This is a genomic window from Oerskovia sp. 140933, from assembly GCF_059651515.1.
Genome location: NZ_JAMXIO010000001.1, coordinates 213678 through 237062, shown reverse-complemented (window position 1 = coordinate 237062; position 23385 = coordinate 213678). Strand labels below are relative to the sequence as shown.

At 72.9% G+C, this 23385-nt stretch carries 20 protein-coding genes and 3 tRNA genes; 15 read left to right on the top strand and 8 right to left on the bottom strand.

The features are described 5' to 3' along the window. Position 1 precedes the first annotated feature (1 nt). Both NHG27_RS01065 and NHG27_RS01060 read left to right on the top strand, forming a co-directional pair. Positions 2-499, top strand: coding sequence for a hypothetical protein (locus NHG27_RS01065; protein WP_497014459.1), 498 nt, complete (start codon positions 2-4; stop codon positions 497-499). Beyond that, complete coding sequence (locus NHG27_RS01060; RefSeq protein WP_497014458.1) at positions 496-1896, top strand: dipeptidase; 1401 nt, start codon at positions 496-498, stop codon at positions 1894-1896. The genes NHG27_RS01065 and NHG27_RS01060 overlap by 4 nt, the downstream gene beginning before the upstream one ends. Positions 1897-2033: 137 nt before the next feature. On the opposite strand, the gene cydC is transcribed toward NHG27_RS01060, so the two are convergent. From cydC to NHG27_RS01040, 4 genes are read right to left on the bottom strand one after another with little or no spacing between them, the layout of a single operon-like run. Continuing rightward, entirely contained in the window at positions 2034-3887 is a 1854-nt protein-coding gene (gene cydC / locus NHG27_RS01055) for a thiol reductant ABC exporter subunit CydC (RefSeq protein ID WP_497014457.1), read from the bottom strand. After that, positions 3884-5689 carry a thiol reductant ABC exporter subunit CydD gene (gene cydD / locus NHG27_RS01050; RefSeq protein ID WP_497014456.1) on the bottom strand — a complete coding sequence of 602 codons (1806 nt, stop codon included), beginning with the start codon at positions 5687-5689 and terminating at the stop codon, positions 3884-3886. Before cydD ends, cydC begins: the two co-directional genes overlap by 4 nt. Then, positions 5686-6861, bottom strand: coding sequence for a cytochrome d ubiquinol oxidase subunit II (gene cydB, locus NHG27_RS01045; RefSeq protein WP_497014455.1), 1176 nt, complete (start codon positions 6859-6861; stop codon positions 5686-5688). Before cydB ends, cydD begins: the two co-directional genes overlap by 4 nt. A gap of 33 nt (positions 6862-6894) precedes the next feature. Next, positions 6895-8415 carry a cytochrome ubiquinol oxidase subunit I gene (locus NHG27_RS01040; protein WP_193721185.1) on the bottom strand — a complete coding sequence of 507 codons (1521 nt, stop codon included), beginning with the start codon at positions 8413-8415 and terminating at the stop codon, positions 6895-6897. 510 nt (positions 8416-8925) lie between these two features. On the opposite strand from NHG27_RS01040, the gene NHG27_RS01035 reads away from it, so the two are divergent. Genes NHG27_RS01035 through NHG27_RS01025 form a run of 3 tightly spaced genes read left to right on the top strand, consistent with a single transcriptional unit; the run spans position 8926 to position 14039 of the window. Continuing rightward, positions 8926-12762, top strand: coding sequence for an Rne/Rng family ribonuclease (locus NHG27_RS01035; RefSeq protein WP_497014454.1), 3837 nt, complete (start codon positions 8926-8928; stop codon positions 12760-12762). Positions 12763-12800: 38 nt separating this feature from the next. Next, entirely contained in the window at positions 12801-13364 is a 564-nt protein-coding gene (locus NHG27_RS01030) for a GNAT family N-acetyltransferase (RefSeq protein ID WP_497014453.1), read from the top strand. Positions 13365-13421: 57 nt separating this feature from the next. After that, positions 13422-14039 (top strand): thymidine kinase, encoded by a 618-nt coding sequence (locus NHG27_RS01025; protein ID WP_193721183.1) that lies wholly within the window; start codon positions 13422-13424, stop codon positions 14037-14039. Here NHG27_RS01025 and NHG27_RS01020 read toward each other — a convergent pair. After that, positions 14026-14622 (bottom strand): protein-L-isoaspartate O-methyltransferase family protein, encoded by a 597-nt coding sequence (locus tag NHG27_RS01020; protein ID WP_497014452.1) that lies wholly within the window; start codon positions 14620-14622, stop codon positions 14026-14028. The two genes, NHG27_RS01025 and NHG27_RS01020, sit on opposite strands and share 14 nt — an antisense overlap. An 88-nt stretch (positions 14623-14710) precedes the next feature. On the opposite strand from NHG27_RS01020, the gene NHG27_RS01015 reads away from it, so the two are divergent. Further along, a complete protein-coding gene (locus NHG27_RS01015; RefSeq protein ID WP_497014451.1) occupies positions 14711-15193 on the top strand; it encodes a hypothetical protein in 483 nt (160 codons plus the stop codon). Positions 15194-15205: 12 nt separating this feature from the next. Here NHG27_RS01015 and NHG27_RS01010 read toward each other — a convergent pair. Further along, positions 15206-15287: transfer RNA gene (locus NHG27_RS01010), tRNA-Leu, on the bottom strand. A 61-nt stretch (positions 15288-15348) separates the two neighbouring features. Next, positions 15349-15828 (bottom strand): thioredoxin-dependent thiol peroxidase, encoded by a 480-nt coding sequence (gene bcp / locus NHG27_RS01005; RefSeq protein WP_497014450.1) that lies wholly within the window; start codon positions 15826-15828, stop codon positions 15349-15351. A 64-nt stretch (positions 15829-15892) separates the two neighbouring features. Between bcp and NHG27_RS01000 the strand changes: the two genes are divergently transcribed. From NHG27_RS01000 to NHG27_RS00965, 8 genes are all read left to right on the top strand, one after another. Then, the gene (locus NHG27_RS01000) at positions 15893-16327 is read left to right on the top strand and encodes a GroES family chaperonin (RefSeq protein ID WP_497014449.1); all 435 of its coding nucleotides are present in this window, start codon (positions 15893-15895) and stop codon (positions 16325-16327) included. Positions 16328-16465: 138 nt separating this feature from the next. After that, positions 16466-16541: transfer RNA gene (locus NHG27_RS00995), tRNA-Lys, on the top strand. Positions 16542-16620: 79 nt separating this feature from the next. Beyond that, a tRNA-Lys gene (locus tag NHG27_RS00990) sits at positions 16621-16696 on the top strand. A gap of 309 nt (positions 16697-17005) precedes the next feature. Further along, positions 17006-18352, top strand: a complete 1347-nt coding sequence (locus tag NHG27_RS00985) for a TrpB-like pyridoxal phosphate-dependent enzyme (protein WP_497014448.1) — start codon at positions 17006-17008, stop codon at positions 18350-18352. Between the two features lie 131 nt (positions 18353-18483). Next, complete coding sequence (gene trmB, locus NHG27_RS00980; protein ID WP_497014447.1) at positions 18484-19221, top strand: tRNA (guanosine(46)-N7)-methyltransferase TrmB; 738 nt, start codon at positions 18484-18486, stop codon at positions 19219-19221. Between the two features lie 316 nt (positions 19222-19537). Then, a complete protein-coding gene (locus NHG27_RS00975; RefSeq protein ID WP_193721177.1) occupies positions 19538-19882 on the top strand; it encodes a DUF485 domain-containing protein in 345 nt (114 codons plus the stop codon). Next, the gene (locus NHG27_RS00970; RefSeq protein WP_193721176.1) at positions 19882-21549 is read left to right on the top strand and encodes a monocarboxylic acid transporter; all 1668 of its coding nucleotides are present in this window, start codon (positions 19882-19884) and stop codon (positions 21547-21549) included. The genes NHG27_RS00975 and NHG27_RS00970 overlap by 1 nt, the downstream gene beginning before the upstream one ends. 137 nt (positions 21550-21686) lie before the next feature. After that, a complete protein-coding gene (locus NHG27_RS00965; protein ID WP_497014446.1) occupies positions 21687-22280 on the top strand; it encodes an AAA family ATPase in 594 nt (197 codons plus the stop codon). 35 nt (positions 22281-22315) lie between these two features. Here the strand turns inward: NHG27_RS00965 and NHG27_RS00960 are convergent, their stop codons facing one another. After that, positions 22316-22795, bottom strand: coding sequence for a nuclear transport factor 2 family protein (locus NHG27_RS00960; RefSeq protein ID WP_193721174.1), 480 nt, complete (start codon positions 22793-22795; stop codon positions 22316-22318). 107 nt (positions 22796-22902) lie between these two features. On the opposite strand from NHG27_RS00960, the gene NHG27_RS00955 reads away from it, so the two are divergent. Continuing rightward, positions 22903-23352, top strand: coding sequence for a MarR family winged helix-turn-helix transcriptional regulator (locus NHG27_RS00955; protein ID WP_193721173.1), 450 nt, complete (start codon positions 22903-22905; stop codon positions 23350-23352). The last annotated feature ends 33 nt before the right edge of the window (positions 23353-23385 follow it).

Below are 23385 nucleotides of genomic sequence, written 5' to 3'. Positions count from 1 at the left end.
CATGACGACGACGTCGACGGACGGACCCGACGGGCTGCCGCAGCACGAGGACGAGCCCGGCGACTCGCGCCGCTGGATCGTGTACACCGCGGCTGCGCTCCTGGCGGTGGCCGTCGGCGTGCTCATGGCCGTCCTGTACAACAGCTACCACGCGAACCAGGACCGCGAGCTGGCGGAGGAGCGGGCTGCCGAGCTGCACGCCGAGTTCGAGAAGATCGGGATCACGGCGATCGACGAGGACACCATCGTCACGGTGCTCGGCTCCGACGGCGGCGGCTTCTGCACCGACACCGTCGCGCTCGTGAAGGCCACCGCGAACCTCGGGTCGGGGAACGGGGCGTCGGGCCCCGGCAACCGGCCGTCGGTCGTCGACGAGCGCCGGCTCGCGGGGGACCGCCTCGTGGTCCAGGTCTACTGCCCCGAGCAGCTCGACGAGTTCGACGCCTACGTCGACTCGCTCAACCTCGACGAGACCACGACCAACCAGGAGAACTCGTGACCACCAGCCCCGGAACCAGCCCGGTCGACGTCGCCCCCGTGCGGGAGCAGGTGGCGTCGTTGCTGCCGCGCGCGCTCGACGACCTGCGGACCCTCGTCGCGATCCCGTCGGTGGCCGACGAGCGCCTCTTCCCTCGCGAGAACTGCGAGCGCGCAGCCCACTGGGTCGCCGACGCGTTCCGGGCCGAGGGGATCGACGACGCGCGCCTCGAGGAGACGCCCGACGGTTCGCACGTGGTCCTGGGGTTCCGCCCCGGCCCGCCCGGTGCCCCCACGGTCCTGCTCTACTCGCACTACGACGTCCAGCCCCCGCTCGACGACGCCGCGTGGCGCACGCCCCCGTTCGAGCTGACCGAGCGGGACGGCCGTCTCTACGGTCGAGGCGCGGCCGACTGCAAGGGGAACATCGTCACGCACCTCACCGCGCTGCGAGCCCTGCGGGCGCTCGGTGGCGACGACTACCCGGTCGGCATCCGCATCGTGATCGAGGGCTCCGAGGAGCAGGGGACCGCGGGGCTCGACCAGTACGTCGAGGCCCACCCGGGCGAGCTCGCCGCGGACGCGATGCTCATCGCGGACACGGGCAACGCGACGCTCGGGCTGCCGACGCTCACGGTCTCGCTGCGCGGTGCGGCCAACGTGGTCGTGACGGTCGAGGCGCTGCGCGGCGAGATCCACTCGGGCATGTTCGGGGGAGCGGCCCCCGACGCGCTCGCGGCCCTGATCCACATCCTGTCCTCGCTGCGCGACGAGCAGGGGAGCACGACGATCGACGGCGTCCCGCCGGAGGTCGCCGACGCGACCTGGCCCGGGGTCGACTACGACCCCGACCAGTTCCGCCGCGACGCCGGCATGCTCGACGGCACGCGCCTCCTGGGGTCCGGGCGCGTCAGCGACCAGCTCTGGGCACGGCCGGCCGTGACGGTCCTGGGCATCGACGCCCCGGACGTCGTGGGCTCGGCCGCGGCGATCCAGCCGCGGGCCGCAGCCCGTCTCAACCTGCGCATCCCGCCCGGCGCCGACGCGCGCGACCTCCAGGACAAGCTCGTGGCACACCTGGAGAACCACGCGCCGTGGGGCGTCAAGGTCACCACGGTGCGCGACGCCGTCGGGCAGCCGTTCCAGGCACGGACCGACGGTCCCGTGTTCGACACGCTCTCGCGCGCCCTGGCGGACGCGTTCGGCAAGGCGACCGTGACGGCCGGGCAGGGTGGGTCGATCCCGCTGTGCAACGTGCTCGCGTCGGGGTATCCGGACGCGCAGATCGTGCTGCTCGGCGTCGAGGAGCCTGCGTGCCTGATCCACGCGCCCAACGAGTCGGTCGCCCCCGGCGAGATCGAGCAGCTCGCCGTGGGGGAGGCGCTGTTCCTGTCGCGGCTGGGCTCGTCCGGCGCCTGACCCGGGCTCCGGGTGCCGAACCCGAGGTCGGTCAGGCAGGTCGGTGACGCCACCCGACCAACCTCGGGTTCGGCAGCCCCGGCAGCCCCAGCAGCCTCTGCAATCTCAGCAGCCACGGCAGCCGGCGGAGCACCCCGTCAGACGCCCGCGGTCTCCTGCGCGAGCGCCCACCGGTAGCCCTCGTCGCGCGCGAGCAGCTCTGCGTGGGTGCCGCGGGCCAGGACGGTCGCCGGGGCCTCGGGGTCGGCGTCGTCGGGGCGCCCCAGGAGCAGCACCTCGTCGACGGCTGCGAGGGCCGAGAGCCGGTGCGTCGCGACCACGATCCCGCGCCCGCCCGTGCGGCTCGTACCGACGAGGTGGGTCAGCAGCTCGTCGGCGGTCGCCGGGTCGAGGTGCTCGGCGGGCTCGTCGACGAGCAGCAGAGGAGCGTGCGCCAGGAGCGCCCGTGCCACGAGGAGCCGACGGCGCTCCCCGCCGGAGATGGTCGTGGCGTCGGGGCCGAGGGTCGTCTCGACGCCGTCGGGCAGCCCGGCGAGCCACTCACCGAGGCCCACCTCGAGCAGGGCGGCCTCGGCCTCGTCCGGCGTGACGTCCCCGCGGGCGACGCGCAGGTTCTCCAGGACCGTGGTGTCGAAGACGTGCCCGTCCTCGGCGACGAAGACGACCTGGTGCGCGACATCGTCGGGCGGGAAGCTCGCGACGGGGACCCCGTCGAGGTCGACCCGTCCCGCGACCTGCGGGATCAGTCCCGCCGCGGTCATGAGCAGGGTCGTCTTGCCGACGCCCGAGGGGCCGACGACCGCGACCGAGCGTCCGGGGCGGACGAGCAGGTCCACGCCGGTCACGGCCGCACGGCCGTCCCAGCCGCACGCGGCCCGGGTCACCGTGACCTCCGGGTCGCGGGCACCGGTGTGCGGAGCAACCTCCGCAGGCGTGGACGCGGCCGGGGCGGCTGCCGCGTCGAGCAGCTCGATGATGCGGCGCGCGGCCTGGCGCGAGCGGTGCATCTGCACGGCTGCGGCGGGCAGCACGCCCGCGGCCTCGAACACCGCGAGCGGCGTGAGCACGACGACGGCGAGCTCGACCGGGGTCAGCGTCCCGGCGGCGACGGCCGGGATGCCGAGCAGCAGGGCGGCGAGCACGGCGAGCCCGATCGCGGCATTGTTGACGGCTGCGGCGGTGCCGGAGGTGCGCGCGCCCGAGTCGGTCACGGACGCGAGCTCGCGGTCAGTGCGGCGCAGTGCGTCCATGCGCTGGGACAGGCGGCCCGAGACGGTCAGGGGGCCCGCGCCCTCAAGGGTCTCGAGCACCGTCGAGGTCATCTCGGCGCGCGCGGTGGCGCCGCGCTCCTCGGTGCGACGTGCGGCCCGCGCCGAGAGCCACGGGCCCAGGACGCCGGCGAGGAGCAGGCACGCGAGCAGGGCGACGCCTGCCGAGGGCAGGAACGCGCCGACCAGGATCACCGAGCCGGCGGACACGACGAGCGCGACCCCGGCGGGGATGATCGCGCGGACGACGACGTCGCCCACCGCGTCGACGTCGGCGCCCACGCGCGCGAGCAGGTCACCCCGTCGTACACCCGCGACGGCCGCTGTACGACCGGAGGCCAGCGACGTGTACACGTTGGCCCGGAGCGAGGCCATGCCGCGCAGCGCGACGTCGTGCGAGGCCAGGCGTTCGAGGTAGCGGAACACGCCGCGCGAGATGCCGAACGCGCGCACGGCCACGGTGGCCACGGACAGCTGCAGCACGGGCGGCATCTGCGAGGCGCGCGCGATGAGCCACGCGGCGACCGCCGCGAGACCGACCGAGCTCGCGAGGGCCAGGGAGCCGAGCCCGATCGCCCTGGCCGCGCGGCTCCAGCTCACGTCGAGGAGCCGGACCGCGCGCCACAGGGGATCGGCGCCCGCGTCGGGTGACGTCGACGGTGCGGCGCGCCCGCGGCGCGGGGCGCGGGCGGACGAGCCGGAGGGCTGGTCGAGGTCGCTCATGCGACGGCTCCTGACGAGGGCGCGGACGGGGTGGACGCACCGGGAGCCGCGAGTGGCGTGCCGGTGCTGTCGTCCGGGGAGGGTGGCAGCGCGGCCGAGGAGACCGTCACGACCTGGTCGGCGAGCTCGACGAGGCTCGTGCGGTGCGCGATCACGACCACCGTGCGGCCCTGCTCGCGCCAGGCGCGCACGGCGCCGAGGACGGCCTGCTCGCCGCGGGCGTCGAGGTGGGCGGTGGGTTCGTCGAGCACGACGAGCGGCACGCGCGCCGGGTCGCCGAGCAGCGCCGCGGTGAGGGCCACGCGCTGGCGCTGGCCGACGCTCAGGCCCACGCCGCCCTGGCCGATCGGCGTGTCCCACCCTGCGGGCAGGATGTCGAGCACGGCGTCGAGCCCGGACAGCCGCGCGGCGTCCGCGAGCTCCGCGTCGGTCACGTCGCGACCGTCGAGGACGACGTCGCGCACGGTCCCGGGGGTGAGCGTGGGCCGTTGCGGCACCCAGGCGACCTGCGGCCACCAGGTGGTCGGGTCGAGGTCGGCGAGGTCGACGGGATCGCCGCCCGCCGGGGTCACCAGGACGCGTCCGGCGTCGGGCGCGAGCAGGCCGAGGAGCACCAGGGCCGTGGTCGTCTTGCCGGAGCCGCTCGGACCGGTCAGGGCGACCACGGTGCCCGACGGCGCAGCGCCTGTCCCGGGTGCTTCGGCGCCCGGGGTGGACCGGGCACCGAACGACGCCGTGAGCGAGGCGGGCGCGAGCACGTCGCGGTCGCCCGCGCGCACGCTCACGCCGTCGAACGTGATCCGAGCCCCGGCGAGGGCAGGGGCAGGGGCCGTCCCGACGGGCGGCAGCGGCTCGTCGAGCACCTCGAACGCCTGGTTGGCCGCGGCGATGCCGTCGGTCGAGGCGTGGAAGTGCATGCCGACCTGACGCAGCGGCAGGTAGACCTCGGGGGCCAGCACGAGCACGGCGAGCGCGGGCTCGAGACCGACCTCCCCGTACACGAGGCGCAGCCCGATCCCGACCGCCACGAGCGCGACCGACAGCGTCGTGAGCAGCTCGAGGACCATGCCGGACAGGAACGCGACGCGCAGCGTGCCCATGGTCGCGCGGCGGTTGGCGTCGCCCAGGGCGCGCACGCGCTTCTCGGGCCCGTGCTCGCGGCCGAACGCGCGCAGGGTGGGGAGCCCGGCCAGCAGGTCGAGGACCTGGGACCCGAGCCGCTGCATGACCTTGAGGCGCCGCTCGGACGTCCCGGCCGTGAGCTGCCCGACGAGGATCATGAAAAGGGGGACGAGGGGGATCGTGACCGCGATGATGATCGCCGAGATCCAGTCGAGCCCCAGCACGACCGCGAGCGTCGCAGGGGTCACGGTCGCCGCGAGCAGGAGCTGGGGCAGGTATCGCACCATGTAGGGCTCGAGGTCGTCGAGCCCGCGCGTCGCGAGGGTCGCGACGGCCGGTCCGCGACCGGTCGCCAGCCAGCGGGGCCCGAGGGCCACCGCGTGGCTGACGACCTGCTCGCGGAGCTCCGCGACGGTCTTGGTCGCGGCCTTGAGCGCGAACCGTTCCTGCGCCCACGCGACCCCGGCGCGCACCACCACGACCGCGGCGAGCCACGAGAGGGGGGTGGCGACGTCGGGCAGAGTGAGGCTGCCCTGGATCGCGGGGGCCAGGATGCTCGCGATGAGGAGCGCCTGCGCCACGACGAGCCCGGCCGTGACGAGGCCGAGCACCGCCGTGAGCACGACGTACCCGCGGGCTGCCCGCGCCTGGCGCAGGAGCCGTGGATCGAGGGGCTTCACGCGGAGGTGTCCCCGGGGCCGTTCTTCGCCGGGCCCGACGCCGTCGCGTCCGTCCCCGAGGCCTTCTCACCCGTTGCGGGGGTCAGGTCCAGGTTCTTGGCGCTGCCCGAGGACGGACCGCCGAACGCGGAGTCCTTGAGCTTGCGCAGGGACAGCCCGATGGGCGGCGGGATGTCCTTGGTCGACAGGCGACGGCGGAAGACCCAGTACGTCCACGACTGGTAGACCAGCACGACCGGGACGAGGATCACGGCGACCCACGTCATGACGGTCAGCGTGTACTGCGTCGAGGACGCGTTGTCGATGGTGAGCGAGTTCGCGGGGTCGAACGCCGGCATGACGTCGGGGTACATGGACCCGAAGATCAGGACCGTCGCCGAGAGGATCGCGAGCGCGGAGAACAGGAACGCCCAGCCCTCGCGAGCCTTCGCGTTGGCGAGGACCACGCCGACCAGCGAGACCGCGGCGACCACGACGGCTGCCCACGTCCACGGCACCGAGTACGCGACCTGGGCCCACACGGCCCAGCCGCCGGCCACGAGGACCGAGGCGACCGAGAACCACCCGGCGAGGCGGCGGGCCTTGACGCGGACCTCGCCGTCGGTCTTGAGGGCGATGAACACCGCACCGTGCATGAGGAAGAGCAGCACGGTCGTGAGGCCGCCGAGGAGCGCGAACGGGCTGAGCAGGGCCCAGAAGCCGCCGACGTACTGGTGGGCCGCGTCGAGCTCGACGCCGCGCACGAGGTTGGCGAACGCGACGCCCCACAGGAGCGCAGGGATCCACGAGCCGAAGATGATGGCCTGGTCGCAGCGTGCCCGCCACCGGTCGTCGTTGATCTTGCCGCGGTACTCGAACGCGACGCCGCGCACGATGAGCGCCAGGAGGATCAGGAACAGCGGGATGTAGAAGCCGGAGAAGAGCGTGGCGTACCACTCGGGGAAGGCCGCGAAGGTCGCACCGCCCGCGGTGATGAGCCAGACCTCGTTGCCGTCCCAGACCGGGCCGATGGTGTTGATGATGAGGCGACGCTCGGTGTCCTGCTTCGCCTTGTCCTTGTTGCGGGACAGGATCGGCAGGAGCATGCCCACGCCGAAGTCGAAGCCTTCGAGGACCAGGTAGCCGATCCACAGGATCGCGATGAGCACGAACCAGAGAATGGTGAGTTCCATGAGTACTGGGTCTCCTTGAGCCGTCAGAGCGCGTCAGTACGCGAAGGACAGGGGGCGTTCGGACTCGTCGGTCGAGTCCGGGTCGTCGGGGTCGCCCTTGGCGCGCGCCTCGGGGGAGTCGTCGTGCACGGTCTCGGGGACGCCCTCGACCGAGTAGCGGTGGATGAGCTTGAACCAGACGACCGCGAGCGCGCCGTAGACGAGCGTGAAGACGATCATCGAGGTCAGCACGACCCCGGGGCTCACGACGGTGGAGACGCCCCGCTCGGTGAGCAGGCGGATCGAGTCGATCCCGGTGGGGTTGGGGGCGACGACCCAGGGCTGACGCCCGGTCTCGGTGAAGATCCAGCCGAACGAGGACGCGATGAACGGCATGGGGATGGCCCAGATCCCGACGCGCGCGAACCACTTGTTGTCGGTCACGCGGCCCTTGCGGGTGAGCCACAGCGCCATGACGGACAGGGCGATCGAGCCGATCGCGAACCCGATCATGAGGCGGAAGCTCCAGTAGGTCAGCGCCAGGTTGGGGGAGTAGTTGACGGGCTCGCCGTCCGCGGTGACGTCGCCGTAGCGCTCGGTCATGTCCTGCTGGACCTGGTCGACGCCCGGGAGGGGAGCGGTGAAGCTGCCCTTGGCGAGGAACGAGGTCATGCCGGGGATCTCGAGGATGTGGTTGACGCCCTCGCACGAGTCGGAGAGGTCGCCGATCGCGAGGATGGAGAACGGTGCGCCCTCGGGCGAGCTCTCGCACAGGGCCTCGGCGGCGGCCATCTTCATGGGCTGCTGCTGGAACATGAGCTTGGCCTGGAAGTCGCCGCTGACCGCCACGCCGAGACCGCCGACGATCATCGCGATGACGCCGAGGGTGATGGCCGGGCGGTAGACGTTGCGGGCGAGCTCGACGTTCTCGGCCTTCTTGGTGCGCACGAGGCGGACCATCCACCAGGCGGCGATGCCGGCGACGAACGTGCCTGCGGTGAGGAAGGCCGCGGTGATGGTGTGCGGGAACGCCGCCCACAGCGTGTTGTTGGTGAGCACGGCCCCGATGTCGTTCATCTCGGCGCGACCGGTCTCGGGGTTGTAGATGGTCCCGACCGGGTGCTGCATCCAGGAGTTGGCCGCGAGGATGAAGAACGCGGACAGGTTCACGGCGATCGCCACGGCCCAGATGCACGCGAGGTGCACGCGCTTGGACAGGCGGTCCCAGCCGAAGATCCACAGGCCGAGGAAGGTGGACTCGATGAAGAACGCGGCGAGCGCCTCCATGGCGAGCGGGGCACCGAAGACGTCTCCGACGAAGCGCGAGTACTCGCTCCAGTTCATGCCGAACTGGAACTCCTGCACGATCCCCGTCACGACGCCGATCGCGAAGTTGATGAGGAGGAGCTTGCCGAAGAACTTGGTGAGCTTGAGCCACCGCTCGTTCCCCGTGCGCACCCATGCGGTCTGCATGATCGCGACGAGGGGGGCGAGCCCGATCGTCAGGGGCACGAAGATGAAGTGGTAGACGGTCGTGATGGCGAACTGCCACCTTGCGAGATCGAGGACGTCCACAAACGCTCCTGGTTTTTCCTGGGTGCTACGGGGGTTCTGAGGGGGGCCTCAGGGCACAGTCAGCGTTCTCTTGTCGACGCTAGAACCAATCTGCACCATCGGCGAGGCGGCGGGACGCCAAAACCGCGGGAAACGACAGTTTGTGAGAACCTTCACAAGGTCCGGATCGGGACCTTGGTCCTCTGGACGACACGGCCCGCAGGGCTGTAGATGCCCATCTGATCGACGTCGGCTGTGCGATACTTGACCGAGCAAGGGGGACCACATCTCCTCCGTGCCCAGTACGTGCTCGACGCAACCGCAGACCGCGGCTCGCGGAGCGCCGCCGACCGGGATGAATGGCCCGGACGGCGAAGCGCCCCCCGCCGCACGCCCTTGCCCGAGCCGCCACCGCCGACTTCCGTCGCGGGGACGACAGCGCTGCGATGCGCACGTCCCGAGCGACGACAACCGCCCGAACGGGCCGCACGATGTGGGGACGGACCTTTCGGGGTATCAGGAGCGCTTCGCGTGACCCTCGACAACACCCCTGACCCGACCAGCTCGACCTCCGGTCAGGACGCAGCACCCGCCAAGAAGCCGGCCCGACGACGGGTCACCCGCACCGCCGCGGCGCCAGGCACCGCCGACACGACCGCCGAGGCCGCGGCCCCGGTCCAGATCACCCTGCCCGCGGTGAAGACTCCCGCGCAGCCCGCCGTCGCCGCCCCCGACGCCCCCACGGGCTCGCTCGGGATCGAGCTGCCGTCCGCCGACGCCGCGCCGCGCCGCTCGCGCCGCGTCGTGCGTCCGACCACGACCCCCGCCGCCCAGGCTTCCGACGCCCCCGCGGCGAGCCAGGGCACGGGCACCGCAAAGGCAGCCCCGGCCGAGAAGGCAGCCCCCGCCGAGAAGGCCCCGGCGACCGGGGCCGCCACGGCCCAGGAGACCGCCCAGGACGCTCCCGCCGCCCCGCGCCGCGGCGGCAAGCGAGGAGCAGCCGCCCGTGCGGCGGCCGACGCCCCGGTCCTCGACGTGCTGTCCGAGCTCGGGCTCAAGCCCGCAGCAGAGGCCGAGGCCCCCGCCGAGAAGCCCGCACGCGCCCGTCGCACCCGCAAGCCCGCAGCCGAGACCGCCGTCGTCGAGGTGCCTGCGGCCGTCGAGACGCCCGCCCCCGCGACCACGGCGCCCGAGGCGACCACGACGCCCGAGGAGCCGGCCGCGGCACCCACGACCCGCCGTCGGGCCACCCGCTCCACCGCCGCCGCCCAGGCGGCGCCCGCGCAGGACGTCGCACCCGAGGTCCCCGCCGAGAAGGCCCCGGCCAAGCGCCGCCGCGCGACGTCGAAGGACGCGCCGGTCGTGGACGCCGCCCCGGTCGCCGAGGCCCCCGCCGAACCGGCCGAGCCCGCCGCACCCAAGGCGCGTTCGCGCCGCGTCAACAAGGTCTCCGCCGCCGCGAAGGCCGAGGCCGAGGCGCCCGCAGCCGAGGCCGCCCCGGTCTCGCCGGCCGCGACCGTCTCGACCGGCGGCGGCTCCGGTACGCCGCGCCTCGCGACGACCGCCCTGCTGTTCCAGGCGCCGGACCCTGCCGCCGCGCCGCGCCGTTCGCGCCGTGTCGTGCGCCCCACGACGTCGCCCGCCGACGCCATGCCCAGCTTCGCCACGCCCAGCGCGCGCACGGCCGAGGAGGCGCCCGCCCCGGCAGCACCCGTCGCCGAGCCCGCCGCTCCGGCAGCACCCGAGCCCACCGAGGCTCCCGTCGAGCAGCGCGAGGCTCCGGCCCGCACGCGCGGCGGCCGCGGCCGCTCGGCCCGTCGGGGCGCGGGCGCGCCGTCGGCAGCAGGCCAGGCGACGCCCCCCGCCCAGGAGCAGCAGGCACCGGCCGCCGAGCGCACGCCCGAGCAGGCACCCACGGTCGAGGTCGACGCCGTGCTCGCCGGGGCGGACCTCGCCGCGGTCGAGGAGATCGAGCTGATCGAGGCCGAGCTCGTCGCCGAGGGCGTCGAGATCCCTGCCGATGCGTTCGAGGCCGACGACCTGGAGATCGTCACCGAGACCGAGCAGCCCCTCGCCGAGGACGACGACCAGGGCGCGCCGCGCCGTCGTCGTCGCCGGGGTGGTCGTGGCCGTCGCTCGCGCGGCGGTGACGCGCACGGCGACGAGTACGGCGACGACGAGTCCTCCGACGACCAGCCCTCGGGCGAGTCCTCCGCCGTCGCGGGGGAGGCCGGGGAGCAGGCCGACGAGTCCGCCGACGACCAGCGGGACCAGCACGAGGACCACGCGGACGAGCACGACGGCGAGGAGGGCTCGGGTTCGAGCCGTCGCCGCCGTCGTCGTCGCCGCGGCGGACGGGCCGAGGGCGGCGAGAGCAGCAGCTCCGTCCCGGCCTCGACCAGCCGCACCCGCACGCGGGAGCGCAGCGGCGGCACGTCGTCCGACGAGGTGACCGCGCTCAAGGGTTCGACGCGTCTCGAGGCCAAGCGCCAGCGCCGCCGCGAGGGGCGCGACGCGGGTCGCCGCCGCCAGATCATCACCGAGGCCGAGTTCCTCGCGCGCCGCGAGTCCGTCGAGCGCTCGATGGTCGTCCGGGAGAAGAACGGCCGCACCCAGATCGCGGTCCTCGAGGACGGCGTCCTGGTCGAGCACTACGTCTCGCAGCAGTCGCAGGTCTCGATGGCCGGCAACGTGTACCTGGGCCGCGTCCAGAACGTCCTGCCGTCCATGGAGGCCGCGTTCATCGACGTCGGCAAGGGCCGCAACGCGGTCCTGTACGCCGGTGAGGTCAACTGGGACGCTGCCGGTCTCGAGGGTCAGCCTCGTCGCATCGAGCAGGCGCTCAAGTCCGGCGACTCGGTGCTGGTCCAGGTCACCAAGGACCCGATCGGCCACAAGGGCGCACGTCTCACGTCGCAGATCACCCTCGCGGGGCGCTACCTCGTGTTCGTGCCCGGTGGTGGCATGACCGGCATCTCGCGCAAGCTTCCCGACACCGAGCGGGCCCGCCTCAAGAAGATCCTCCGTGAGGTCGTCCCCGAGGGGTCGGGCGTGATCGTGCGCACGGCCGCCGAGGGCGCGAGCGAGGACGAGCTGCGCGCCGACGTCGAGCGCCTGCAGAGCCAGTGGGAAGCGATCGAGAAGAAGGCGAAGTCGGTCTCCGCCCCGGCCCTGCTCCAGGGCGAGCCGGACCTCGCGATCCGCGTGGTCCGCGACATCTTCAACGACGACTTCAGCTCGCTCGTCGTCTCGGGCGACAACGCCTGGAACGAGATCTCGAGCTACGTCGCCGAGCTCGCGCCGGACCTCAAGGAGCGCGTCTCGCGCTGGACGTCGGAGAAGGACGCCTTCGCGGCGCACCGTGTCGACGAGCAGCTCGCCAAGGGCATGGACCGCAAGGTCTGGCTGCCCTCGGGCGGTTCGCTCGTGATCGACCGCACCGAGGCCATGACGGTCGTCGACGTCAACACGGGCAAGTTCACCGGCTCCGGTGGCACGCTCGAGGAGACGGTCACGCGCAACAACCTCGAGGCGGCCGAGGAGATCGTCCGTCAGCTCCGTCTGCGCGACATCGGCGGCATCATCGTCATCGACTTCATCGACATGGTGCTGGAGTCCAACCGTGACCTCGTGCTGCGTCGCCTGGTCGAGTGCCTGGGCCGTGACCGGACCAAGCACCAGGTCGCCGAGGTCACCTCGCTCGGCCTGGTCCAGATGACCCGCAAGCGCGTGGGCCAGGGCCTGGTCGAGGCGTTCAGCGAGACGTGCGACCACTGCAACGGGCGCGGGTTCATCGTGCACACCGACCCGATCGAGAAGTCGGGCGGCTCGCACAACGGTGGCGGGCACCAGCACGCGGCCGCTCCCGCGGCGACGCAGGACGAGCCCACCGAGTCGGAGGGGGCCCGCTCCCGCTCGCGCCGCAAGCGTGCGACCAAGGAGTCGGCCCCGGCCGCGGCCCCCGCGGTCCCGATCCTGCCCGAGGTCACGTCCGAGGCACGTGAGGCCGTCAAGGCCACGCTCGCCACGATCGCGGCCGCGGCGGCCCACGCCCACGAGCACGACGGCGTCGCGCCGGTCGAGGAGACCGTCGTCGCCGAGGCGGCGGTCACCGAGGTCGCCGGGAACGTGGAACCGGCCGAGGCTGGTACCGGTGCGCAGACCGAGGTCGAGGCCGTCGGCATCGAGACCGCGCTGACGGACGTCGAGTCCACGGAGGGTGCCCCGGAGGTCGCCGACGACTCCGACCGGTTTCCGGTCGAGCAGGGCGCCGCTGACGAGGCGGCTGCTGGGGAGGCTGCGCCGGCGGCTGACGTGAGCGACGAGGCCTCCGACGGGGGCGCCGCGCCGGAGGGCGACGTCGACTGACGCACGCTGAACCACCGATGACGGCGAGGGATCCGCAGGTGCCGGTCTACGGCGTCGGGCATGATGCCCGGCTCCGGGGCTGGCGACCCGCGGACCTCGCCGTCTTCCGTGAGTGGCTGCGTCCCCACCACGAGTGGCACGAGTGGGATGGGCCGTACTACCCGGTGCCCGACGACGCTCAGGCCGACGAGCGGGTCGCCGCCCTCGCGCAGGCGCCGTCCGGGGTGGTGGACGGCCTGCCGCCCCGCTCGGCCGTGATCGCGGACGCCGACGACCACCTCGTCGGGACCGTCTCCTGGTACTGGGAGTCGCAGGAGACCGCGTGGGCGCGCATGGGCATCGGTGTCTACGATCCGGCCGTGCGCGGGCGCGGTATCGGTCGCGAGGCGCTCGCGCTGTGGACCACCTACCTGTTCTCGGAGACCGACTGGGTGCGGCTGGACTTCGCGACGTGGTCCGGCAACGTGCCGATGCTGGGCGTGGGCCGACGTCTCGGTTTCGTCGAGGAGGGCCGCTTCCGCGACGCGCGCGTCGTGCGCGGGCAGCGGTACGACGCGGTTGTCATGGGCGTGCTGCGCTCGGAGTGGGACGCGCGAGGCTGAGCCCGGGGCATGGCCTTGGGGCCCGCCGCCGTCATCACCGCATGGTCTACTGGCTGCGTGGACGACGTGAGGCGGGGACGGGTCGAGGTCATCAGCGGGCCCATGTTCGCGGGCAAGACCGAGGAGCTGCTGCGGCGCGTGCGCCGGGCACGGATCGCAGGGCGCCGTGTGGAGGTGGTGCACCACGCGCTCGACGACCGGCGCGGTGAGGGCCTCGTCAGCTCGCACTCGGGCCTCGACATCCCCTCGCGCGCTGCGACCTCCGCCGCGGAGATCCTCGAGCTGGTCGACCCCGCGGTCGAGCTCGTCGCGGTCGACGAGGCCCAGTTCTTCGGGCCCGCGCTGCTCGACGTCGTGCAGCACGCGGCCGACGCGGGCCTCGTGATGATCGTCGCGGGGCTCGACGTGACGTTCGACGGGCGCCCCTTCGAGCCCATCCCGGCGCTCGGCGCGCTCGCCGAGCGCGCCGACCGGCTCACGGCCGTCTGCACGGTCTGCGGCGAGGACGCCCCCTTCCACGAGCGCGTCGTCGCCTCCGCGGACGGCGACTCCCTCACCCCCGGGGTCGAGCACGTCGGCGGTGTCGAGTCCTACCAGGCGCGCTGCCGGGTCCACTTCGAGGCCGCGCGCTGGCGCGCTGCCGGTGCGGGCGGGCCGACCGTCACGACCCGATGAGCGGCACGAAGCTGTACGTCCCGTGCCGGCTCGTCACCGTCCCCGTCAGGTGCTGCTCCACGAGGACCAGGACGTGCTGCACGGGGATCACGAGGCGCCCTCCGATCGCGAGCTGGTCCACCAGCGCCTGCGGGAGCACCTGAGCCGCGGCCGAGACGAGGATGCGGTCGTAGCCGCCCATGGTCGGACGTCCCAGCACGCCCGGCTCCGCGACCTCGATCCGGGCCCACGACATGGGGTACGTCGCGAGGTTCGCCGCACCCCACTCCGCGAGGTCCGGGTCGATCTCGACCCCCACGACGCTCCCGCTCGACCCGACCAGGTGGGCGAGCAGCGCCGTCGTCCAGCCCGACCCCGACCCCACGTCCAGGACGCGTGCCCCGCGCGGCACCTGGAGCAGCCGGAGCGTGTCGGCCACCGTCCGTGGCTGCGAGTTCGTCTGGCCGTGCCCGATCGGCAGGGGCCGGTCGTCGCGCGCGTACGGGCGCTGGTTGCGCGGGAGGAAGCGCCGCCGGTCGATCGTCGACATCGCCGCCGCGACCTCGCGCGCGGTGACCGACTGCGCCCTGCGACCGTTCGGCACTGCGGACCGCCTCCTCGGGATCTCCTTCCAGGGTAGCCGGGGGTCCGAGCGCCGGGCGGGTGTCGGCGGGTGCGCTAGGGTCCCGGGCATGACGGGACGGACGAGGCGGTCCACGCGCGGCTCCGGTGCCCGCGTCCGCGCGGCGGTGCGCCCGGTCGTGCTCGCGGCGGCCTGCGCGGTCGGCGTGACGGTGGTCGCCGGGTGCGGGGTCGGTGAGCCGCAGCGGCAGCGGGTCGAGTGGGTGCTCGCCGCCCAGGACGGCGCGACGCTCGAGATCGGGGTCTCCGCGGGCGGCAGCACGTGCACCGACGACGGCGGCATCGAGGTCGCCGAGACGGATGGGACCGTCGAGGTCCGGGCCTACGTCCTGCGCACGGCCGGCGCGTGCAGCGAGGACCTCGGGGTCCGCGAGGTGACGGTCGAGCTCGACGAGCCGCTCGGCGGGCGTGACCTCGTCGGGTGCGCCGGGCGCGACGTCACGGTCGGGGCGTGGGACCTCGCGGCCGACGCCGACTGCGCCGAGCCCAGGCCCGGCCTGCTGCCCGGGCGGATCGACGTGCCGGTCGGGTGACACGACAGGGGGTGCGCGAGGCGGGACTCGAACCCGCACGTCCGAAGACACCAGGACCTAAACCTGGCGCGGCTGCCAATTACGCCACTCGCGCGCCCGCACAGTCTACGGGCGCGCGAGGAGCAGATCGGTCGGCGGCTCGCTGACCGGACAACCTACTTCTTGGGGTCGATCCCCAGGTCACGGCGCAGCTTGGCGACGTGGCCGGTCGCCTTGACGTTGTACTGCGCGAGCGCGACCTTGCCCTCGGGGTCGACCACGACGGTCGAGCGGATCACGCCCGTCACGGTCTTGCCGTAGAGCTTCTTCTCGCCCCACGCCCCGTACGCCTCGAGCGTCGCCCGGGACTCGTCGGACGCGAGCGGGAACGTCAGCGACTCCTCCTCGGCGAACTTCACGAGCTTGGGCAGCGGGTCGGGCGAGATGCCGACGACCTTGTACCCCGCGCCCTGGAGCGACGCGAGCGAGTCGCGGAAGTCGCACGCCTCCTTGGTGCAGCCGGGCGTCGAGGCAGCGGGGTAGAAGTAGACGATGACCGAGCTGCCGCGCAGCTCGGACAGCGTGACGGAACCGCCGTCGGCGGTCGGGAGGGTGAAGTCGGGGGCGTCGTCCCCGACGGCAAGGCGCGTGCTCATGGAACTCCTCGTGGTGGGTTCGTGGATCACTCCGAGCCTAGAGGACACGGGTAGCGTGGGGACCGTGAGCAAGACGACCCCCACCTCGCACGACGGCCCCGCGCCCGAGCCGGCCGCGGCCCCGGCCGCCGCCTCCGTGCAGAAGACCTCCGCGACCCGCGCGACGTCGTCGGGCAGCGCGCCCGAGCGGCTGCCTCTGCGCATGCTGCACGACCGCCTCCTCGTCCTGCCCGAGGTCGACTCGTCCGAGCGGCAGTCCTCCGCGGGGCTCGTGATCCCGGCGACGGCGGTCGGACCCAAGCGCCTGGGGTGGGCACAGGTCGTCGCCACGGGAGAGACGGTGCGTCACGTGCGCGTGGGGGACCGCGTGCTGTTCGACCCCGAGGAGCGGGCCGAGGTCGAGCTGAACGGCAAGAGCTACGTGCTGCTGCGCGAGAAGGACGTCAGTGCGGTCTCCCAGCCCGAGGAGACGAGCGGCAGCACGGGGCTGTACCTGTAGGACGGGTGGTCGCGTCGTCGGCGCGGCCCCGGTGGCCCCGGTGACAGGACCCGTGGAGCCGGTTGTCGCGCAGGTCACAGGCCTGCGCGGCTCCCTGATTTGTCTCCCGGGGGCCGGTTCAGTAGTGTTTCTTCTCGCGCGCCATTAGCTCAATTGGCAGAGCAGCTGACTCTTAATCAGCGGGTTCATGGTTCGAGTCCATGATGGCGCACCACGATCACGGCCCCGGAGACGGGGCCGTCGTGACGTCCGGCTGGCCATGCCGGGACACCTGTACCACCCTGCAGCACCACGCGCCATTAGCTCAATTGGCAGAGCAGCTGACTCTTAATCAGCGGGTTCATGGTTCGAGTCCATGATGGCGCACCACCACGAAGGCCCCTCACCTGCGGAGACGCGGGCGAGGGGCCTTCGTCGTCCCTGAGGTGCCGGGGGCGCCCTGCGACCCCGGCCCGCCCGCCCGACCCGTCGGCCGTGAGACGCGCTTCACAACCTCCCGTCGGGAGGGCTATGGTCGCCCCGTGAACCTGCTCACCGCACACACCTGGTGGCCCGACCGCTGACGGTCGGACGCTGTGGCGTGCTGACCGAGCCCGACGACGGGCGGTCCAGCAGGTCTCCCGGAGTGGATCGCCCGGACCGTGCCTTGGCACGTGCCCATCCATGAAGGAGAGTCCCTTGACGACGTCCCCCGTCTCCACGTCCGACCCGGCTGCGCCCCCGGCGCCGACCCGTCCGACCGCTCGCTCGCTCGAGCCGCTCGGCGTCGAGATCCCCTCCACCGTCCCGACGCACTGGTACAACCTCAACGCGGACCTGCCCGAGCCCGTGCCGCCGCACCTGCACCCCGGCACGCTCGAGCCGCTCGTGCCCGCGGACCTGGCCCCGCTGTTCCCCATGGCGCTCATCGAGCAGGAGGTCAGCACCGAGCGCTACATCGAGATCCCGCAGACGATCCGCGAGATCTACGCGATGTGGAGGCCCGCGCCGCTCGTCCGGGCGCACCGCCTCGAGCGCGAGCTGGGCACGCCCGCCCGGATCTACTACAAGTACGAGGGCGTGAGCCCGGTCGGCTCGCACAAGCCCAACACGGCCGTCGCCCAGGCGTACTACAACGCGATCGAGGGCACGACGCGCCTCACGACCGAGACGGGCGCCGGGCAGTGGGGTGCCTCGCTCTCGATGGCCGCGGCCCTGCTCGGTCTGACGTGCGAGGTGTGGCAGGTCCGGGCGTCGTACGACTCCAAGCCGTACCGCCGCTTCCAGATGGAGGCCTACGGTGGCGTGTGCCACTCGTCGCCCTCGGAGCTCACGGCGTCGGGTCGTGCGATCCTCGCGAGCGACCCGGACACCACGGGCTCGCTCGGCATGGCGATCAGCGAGGCCGTCGAGGTCGCGGCGGGCGACCCGCAGGCGCACTACTCGCTGGGCAGCGTGCTCAACCACGTGATGCTGCACCAGACGGTCATCGGCCAGGAGGCGTTGGTCCAGCTCGAGGAGGCGGGGGAGACGGGCGCGGACGTCGTGTTCGGCTGCGCGGGCGGCGGGTCCAACCTCGCGGGGCTCACGTTCCCGTTCCTGGGGCGCAACCTGCGCGAGGGCACGACGACGCGGCTCGTCGCGTGCGAGCCCGCGGCCTGCCCATCGCTCACGCAGGGCGAGTACCGCTACGACCACGGTGACGTCGCGGGGCTCACGCCGCTGCTCAAGATGCACACGCTCGGCAAGGACTTCGTGCCGCCGGCCATCCATGCGGGCGGTCTGCGCTACCACGGCATGTCGCCCATGGTGTCGCACGCGGTGAACCTGGGTCTCATGGACGCGGTCGCGATCGACCAGGACGAGGCGTTCCGGGCGGGGCTCGAGTTCGCCCGCTCGGAGGGCATCATCCCCGCACCCGAGTCGACGCACGCGGTCGCCGCCGCGATCGCGTACGCGCGCACCGTCACGGAGCCCGAGGTCGTCGTGATCGGGCTGTCGGGGAACGGGCAGCTCGACCTGCCGGCGTACGCGCAGTACGTCTGACGCTCCGCCCGGCTCGCCGAGCGGGCCCCGTGCGCGTGACGCGGACCTTCGGGCCCGCTCGCGCGCACGGGGGCCTCGGAGGCAGGACGTGCCGCGGGAGGGGGACTCGGGCGCCCGCCTAGACTGGGCGGGTGCCCGAGACCCTCTCCGAGGCCCGCGAGCAGGGCTTCCGTACCGACATCGTGTCCTTCGTCCGCCGCAGCGGCCGCCTCAACCCCCGCCAGCAGCGGGCCTGGGACGACCACGCCGAGCAGTTCGTCCTCGACGTCCCGCGGGCGGTGGCACGCACCTCGGTGGACCCGGGGTTCGTGCTCGACGTCGCAGCGACCTTCGGGCGGTCGGCTCCGCTCGTGGTGGAGATCGGCTCGGGCCTGGGGGAGGCCGTGGTCCATGCCGCCGAGGCCGCGCCGGAGCGCGACTTCCTGGCCGTCGAGGTCTACACGCCGGGTCTCGCGCAGACCGTGCTGCGCGCGACGCAGCGCGGTCTGACGAACCTGCGCCTGCTGCAGGCCAACGCGGCCGAGGTGCTCGCGACCGCGCTGCCGGAGGGGTCGGTCGACGAGCTCTGGGTCTTCTTCCCCGACCCGTGGCACAAGGCCCGGCACCACAAGCGCCGCCTGGTGACGCCGGAGCTCGCCGAGCTCGCGGCGCGGGTGATCCGCCCGGGGGGCACGTGGCGGCTCGCGACGGACTGGTCCGAGTACGCGGACCGGATGCTGGAGGTCGTCGGCGCGAACCCGTCGTTCGAGAACGCCCACGGGGCCGGCGCGGTCGCGCCCCGCTTCGAGGGGCGCGTGCTCACGAGCTTCGAGAACAAGGGCCACGCGGCGGGCCGGGCCATCACGGACCTGGAGTTCCGCAGGGTCTGAGCCGGCCCTTGCCCGCCCGGGCCGGAGGGCGCCGGTCCTGGGCGCGCCCGGCCCGACGGCGTAGCCCACCTCCGGGGGCCTCGTCGAGCGTGCGCCTCGGGTCGTCGCGGTCGCCGGTGGGCAGCGGGAAGTGCACGCCCGGTGGTCTGCACCCGGTGCCGAGATCCCCGCGGCGGTCGGCCTGCCGCCGTCCGACACGCCTGGAAAGTGGTCATTGCGCCACAGGGGTGATCTACGGCACATTGTCCCGAGCGGGTGAAAAAAGTCGCCCGGGTCACGCAACGTCGCGTGCCACGCATGAGCCAACGGAGGCGTCATGACCAACATCTCGACGACGGACGATCCCGTCGCGGAGACCGACTACCAGCGGGTCCAGCGTTCCCCCGAGTTCCAGGACCTGCGCCGCAGGTTCCGCAACTTCGTCTTCCCCGTCACGGCCCTGTTCCTGGTCTGGTACCTCGTGTACGTCCTGCTCGCGGACTACGCGCACGACTTCATGAGCATCCGGGTCTCGGGCAACATCACGGTCGGCCTGCTGTTCGGGCTGGGCCAGTTCGTGTCGACGTTCGCGATCACCATGATCTACGCGCGCTGGGCGAACAAGAAGTTCGACCCGGTCGCCGAGGACATGCGCCGTCAGATCGAGGGGGAGGACCACTGATGGGGTCGTGGGGAACGCTGTCACCGACCACGGTCCTGGCCGCGGAGGCCTCCGACGTCGGCAACCCGTGGATCAACATCGGCATCTTCGCGGCCTTCGTCGCGGTGACGATGGTGATCGTCGTACGGGCCTCGAAGCAGAACAAGTCCGCGGCCGACTTCTACGCGGGCGGACGCAACTTCACGGGGCCGCAGAACGGGACGGCGATCGCGGGCGACTACCTGTCGGCCGCGAGCTTCCTGGGGATCTGCGGCGCCATCGCGATCAACGGCTACGACGGGTTCCTGTACTCGATCGGCTTCCTCGTGGCGTGGCTCGTCGCGCTGCTGCTCGTGGCCGAGCTCCTGCGCAACACGGGGAAGTTCACCATGGCGGACGTCCTGAGCTTCCGCCTGCGTCAGCGCCCGGTGCGCATGGCGGCGGCGCTCGCGACGCTCATGGTCGTGTTCTTCTACCTGCTGGCGCAGATGGCCGGCGCGGGTGGTCTGGTCGCGCTGCTGCTCGGCATCGAGTCCACCGCGGGGCAGAGCGTCGTGATCGCGATCGTGGGCATCCTCATGATCGCGTACGTGATGATCGGCGGCATGAAGGGCACCACGTGGGTGCAGATCATCAAGGCGGTGCTGCTCATCGCGGGTGCCGGGATCATGACGTTCTGGGTGCTCGCCAGGTTCGGCTTCAACCTGTCCGACCTGTTCCAGGGCGCGATCGACAAGGCGGGCCCGGGCGGTGAGGCGCTCATCGAGCCGGGCAAGCAGTACGGCTCGACCCCCATGTCGCAGCTCAACTTCCTGTCGCTCGCGCTCGCGCTGGTGCTCGGGACGGCGGGGCTGCCGCACGTCCTGACGCGCTTCTACACCGTCCCGACGGGCAAGGAGGCCCGTCGCAGCGTGGTCTGGGCGATCTGGCTGATCGGGATCTTCTACCTGTTCACGCTCGTGCTCGGCTACGGCGCGGGCGCGCTCGTGGGCCCGGAGGCCATCTCGTCCGCCCCGGGCGGTGTGAACTCGGCCGCCCTCCTGCTCGCGTACGAGCTGGGTGGTGAGATCCTGCTGGGCATCATCTCGGCGGTCGCGTTCGCGACGATCCTCGCGGTCGTCGCGGGGCTGACGATCACGGCCGCGACGAGCTTCGCGCACGACATCTACGCCAACGTCATCAAGAAGGGTGAGGTCAAGCCCGACGGCGAGGTCAAGGTCGCCCGCATGACGGTGCTCGTGATCGGGGTGCTCGCGATCGTGGGTGGCATCTTCGCGCAGGGGCAGAACATCGCGTTCCTCGTGGCGCTGGCCTTCGCGGTCGCGGCGAGCGCGAACCTGCCGACCATCATCTACTCGCTGTTCTGGAAGCGGTTCAACACGTCGGGCGCGCTGTGGAGCATGTACGGCGGTCTGATCTCGTGCCTCGTGATCATCACCTTCTCGCCCGTGGTCTCGGGCAAGGTGGACCCGGTCACGGGCGCGAGCCTGTCGATGATCAAGGACACGAGCGTCGACTTCGCGTTCATCCCGCTCGAGAACCCGGGCCTGATCTCGATCCCGCTCGCGTTCCTCCTGGGTGTCCTGGGGACGTTCCTGAGCAAGGAGTCGTCGCACCCGGAGAAGTTCGCCGAGATGGAGGTGCGGTCCCTGACGGGAGCGGGCTCCGAGAAGGCGGTCGTCCACTAGGCGTCCCGAGCGTGCCGAGCATGCCGAGCGAGCAGCCCGGGTCGCCCTCCTGGTGGGGGCGACCCGGGCTGCTCGCCCGGCGAGCGCGGCCGGCAATCATCTCGCGCCAGGCCCTGCGCACGTCCTAGGGTCCGCTCATGCGTTCGACGACCTCCCTGCCCGACGCCGCCGCTCCCGCCGTGCCGTCCTCTCCCGCTGTGCCGTCCGCTCCCGTCCTCGTCGTCACGGGGGCCATGGCCTCCGGGAAGTCGACGGTCGCGGAGGCCCTGGCCCGCTCCTTCCCGCTCGCGGCCCACGTGCGGGGCGACATGTTCCGCCGCTTCGTCGTGAGCGGGCGGGCGTCGACGGACCCGCCGCTCTCGGACGCGGCGCGGATCCAGCTCGACCTGCGGCACGCGCTCGCCGCGCAGGCGGCCGACACGTATGCGGCCGCGGGGATCACGGCGGTGGTCCAGGACATCCTGCTGGGGCCGGACCTGGCCCGCTTCACGGCGAGCCTGCGCACCCGCCCGTGCTACGCCGTCGTGCTGGTGCCCAGCGCGGCCGCGCTCGCGGCCCGCGACGCCGCCCGGCACAAGCAGGCCTACGGCGCGTGGACCCCGGACGAGTTCGCCGCGTACGCGCGCGAGACCCCGGGCGGACTGCACCTCGACACGACGGGCTGGACCGTCGAACAGACGGTCGCGCGCATCCTCGAGCGCCTCGACGAGGCCCGCGTCGACGCCGTCTGACGGTGCGCGCCGGACCGCCTCGCTCGTGGCCTGCTCTAGGCGTGCCCGACGAGCGTGACGGGCGCGGTCGAGGCCCAGACGGGGTCGGTCGTGATGTGCGTCAGCCGCCAGCCCGCCCCGGTCCGGCGTGCGCGGAGCCGGTAGACCGCGCCGAGGGTGACGGGCCTGTCCGCCCGCGGCTCGCGCCGGGCGAACGTGGCGACCACGTTCGCCCGGACCTCGGCGTGATCGTGCGCGAGATCGACCAGGACGTTCCCGACGAGGTGCTGGACGCCGTCCTCCGGCCGGTGGTTGCGCGCGGCCTGGGCGACGACGGCGTCGATCCCCTGCGCGGTGCCGCCGGGGGTGCTGGCGTGCGCGTCCGGGACGAGCAGGTCGCGGAGCCGGTCGCTGTCGCCGTCGTCGAGGGCCGCCGTGAGCTGCGAGACGAGGCGTGCGACCTCCTCGCGGTCGAGCAGCCCGCGGACGGCGTCCTGGTGCGTGGCGGGAAGGTGCGTGTCGTCGTGCACGGTCATGGGAGCCTCCGGTGTCGGGAACCACGGCGAATCGTTGGAGTCCCCAACGTTATTCATCGTTGGCCGAACCCACAATAGGTGACGCCAACGCAGCGTAGGATCTGAGGATGGAGACCGAGACCGCCCCCGAACGCCTCCGCGCACTGCCCAGCTGGCTGCTCGCCCAGGCGGCGCTCGAGGCGGCCCGGACCGTCTCCGAGCACCTGTCCGCCGTGGGGGCGCACCGCTCCCACTACGCCGTGCTCGCCGCCCTGGAGGAGTTCGGCCCGGCGAGCCAGGCCGCGCTCGGGCGCCGGTGCGGGATCGACCGCAGCGACATGGTCGCGCTGCTCGACACGCTGGCCGCCGACGGTGACGTCGAGCGCCGCCCCGACCCGTCCGACCGGCGTCGCAACATCGTCACGCTGACCCCCCGGGGGGCGCGACGGCTCGACGAGCTCGGCGCAGCGCTCGCCGACGCGCAGGCCGCCCTCCTCTCCCCGCTGCCGGGCACGGACCGCGAGGTGCTGGTCTCTCTGCTGAGCGCGCTGGTCACCGGGCAGGGCCCGCGCCGCTAGCGCGGTGCGCGCCCCCGCTCGCGCTCCCGCCGT

What these genes read in the sequence shown, in the direction of transcription:
- NHG27_RS01065 (WP_497014459.1), top strand. Translation starts at nt 2, where the DNA reads ATGACGACGACGTCGACGGACGGACCCGACGGGCTGCCGCAGCACGAG.
- cydC (WP_497014457.1), bottom strand. Translation starts at nt 3,887, where the DNA reads ATGAGCGACCTCGACCAGCCCTCCGGCTCGTCCGCCCGCGCCCCGCGC.
- cydB (WP_497014455.1), bottom strand. Translation starts at nt 6,861, where the DNA reads ATGGAACTCACCATTCTCTGGTTCGTGCTCATCGCGATCCTGTGGATC.
- NHG27_RS01015 (WP_497014451.1), top strand. Translation starts at nt 14,711, where the DNA reads ATGACGGGACGGACGAGGCGGTCCACGCGCGGCTCCGGTGCCCGCGTC.
- bcp (WP_497014450.1), bottom strand. Translation starts at nt 15,828, where the DNA reads ATGAGCACGCGCCTTGCCGTCGGGGACGACGCCCCCGACTTCACCCTC.
- NHG27_RS00975 (WP_193721177.1), top strand. Translation starts at nt 19,538, where the DNA reads ATGACCAACATCTCGACGACGGACGATCCCGTCGCGGAGACCGACTAC.
- NHG27_RS00970 (WP_193721176.1), top strand. Translation starts at nt 19,882, where the DNA reads ATGGGGTCGTGGGGAACGCTGTCACCGACCACGGTCCTGGCCGCGGAG.
- NHG27_RS00965 (WP_497014446.1), top strand. Translation starts at nt 21,687, where the DNA reads ATGCGTTCGACGACCTCCCTGCCCGACGCCGCCGCTCCCGCCGTGCCG.
- NHG27_RS00960 (WP_193721174.1), bottom strand. Translation starts at nt 22,795, where the DNA reads ATGACCGTGCACGACGACACGCACCTTCCCGCCACGCACCAGGACGCC.
- NHG27_RS00955 (WP_193721173.1), top strand. Translation starts at nt 22,903, where the DNA reads ATGGAGACCGAGACCGCCCCCGAACGCCTCCGCGCACTGCCCAGCTGG.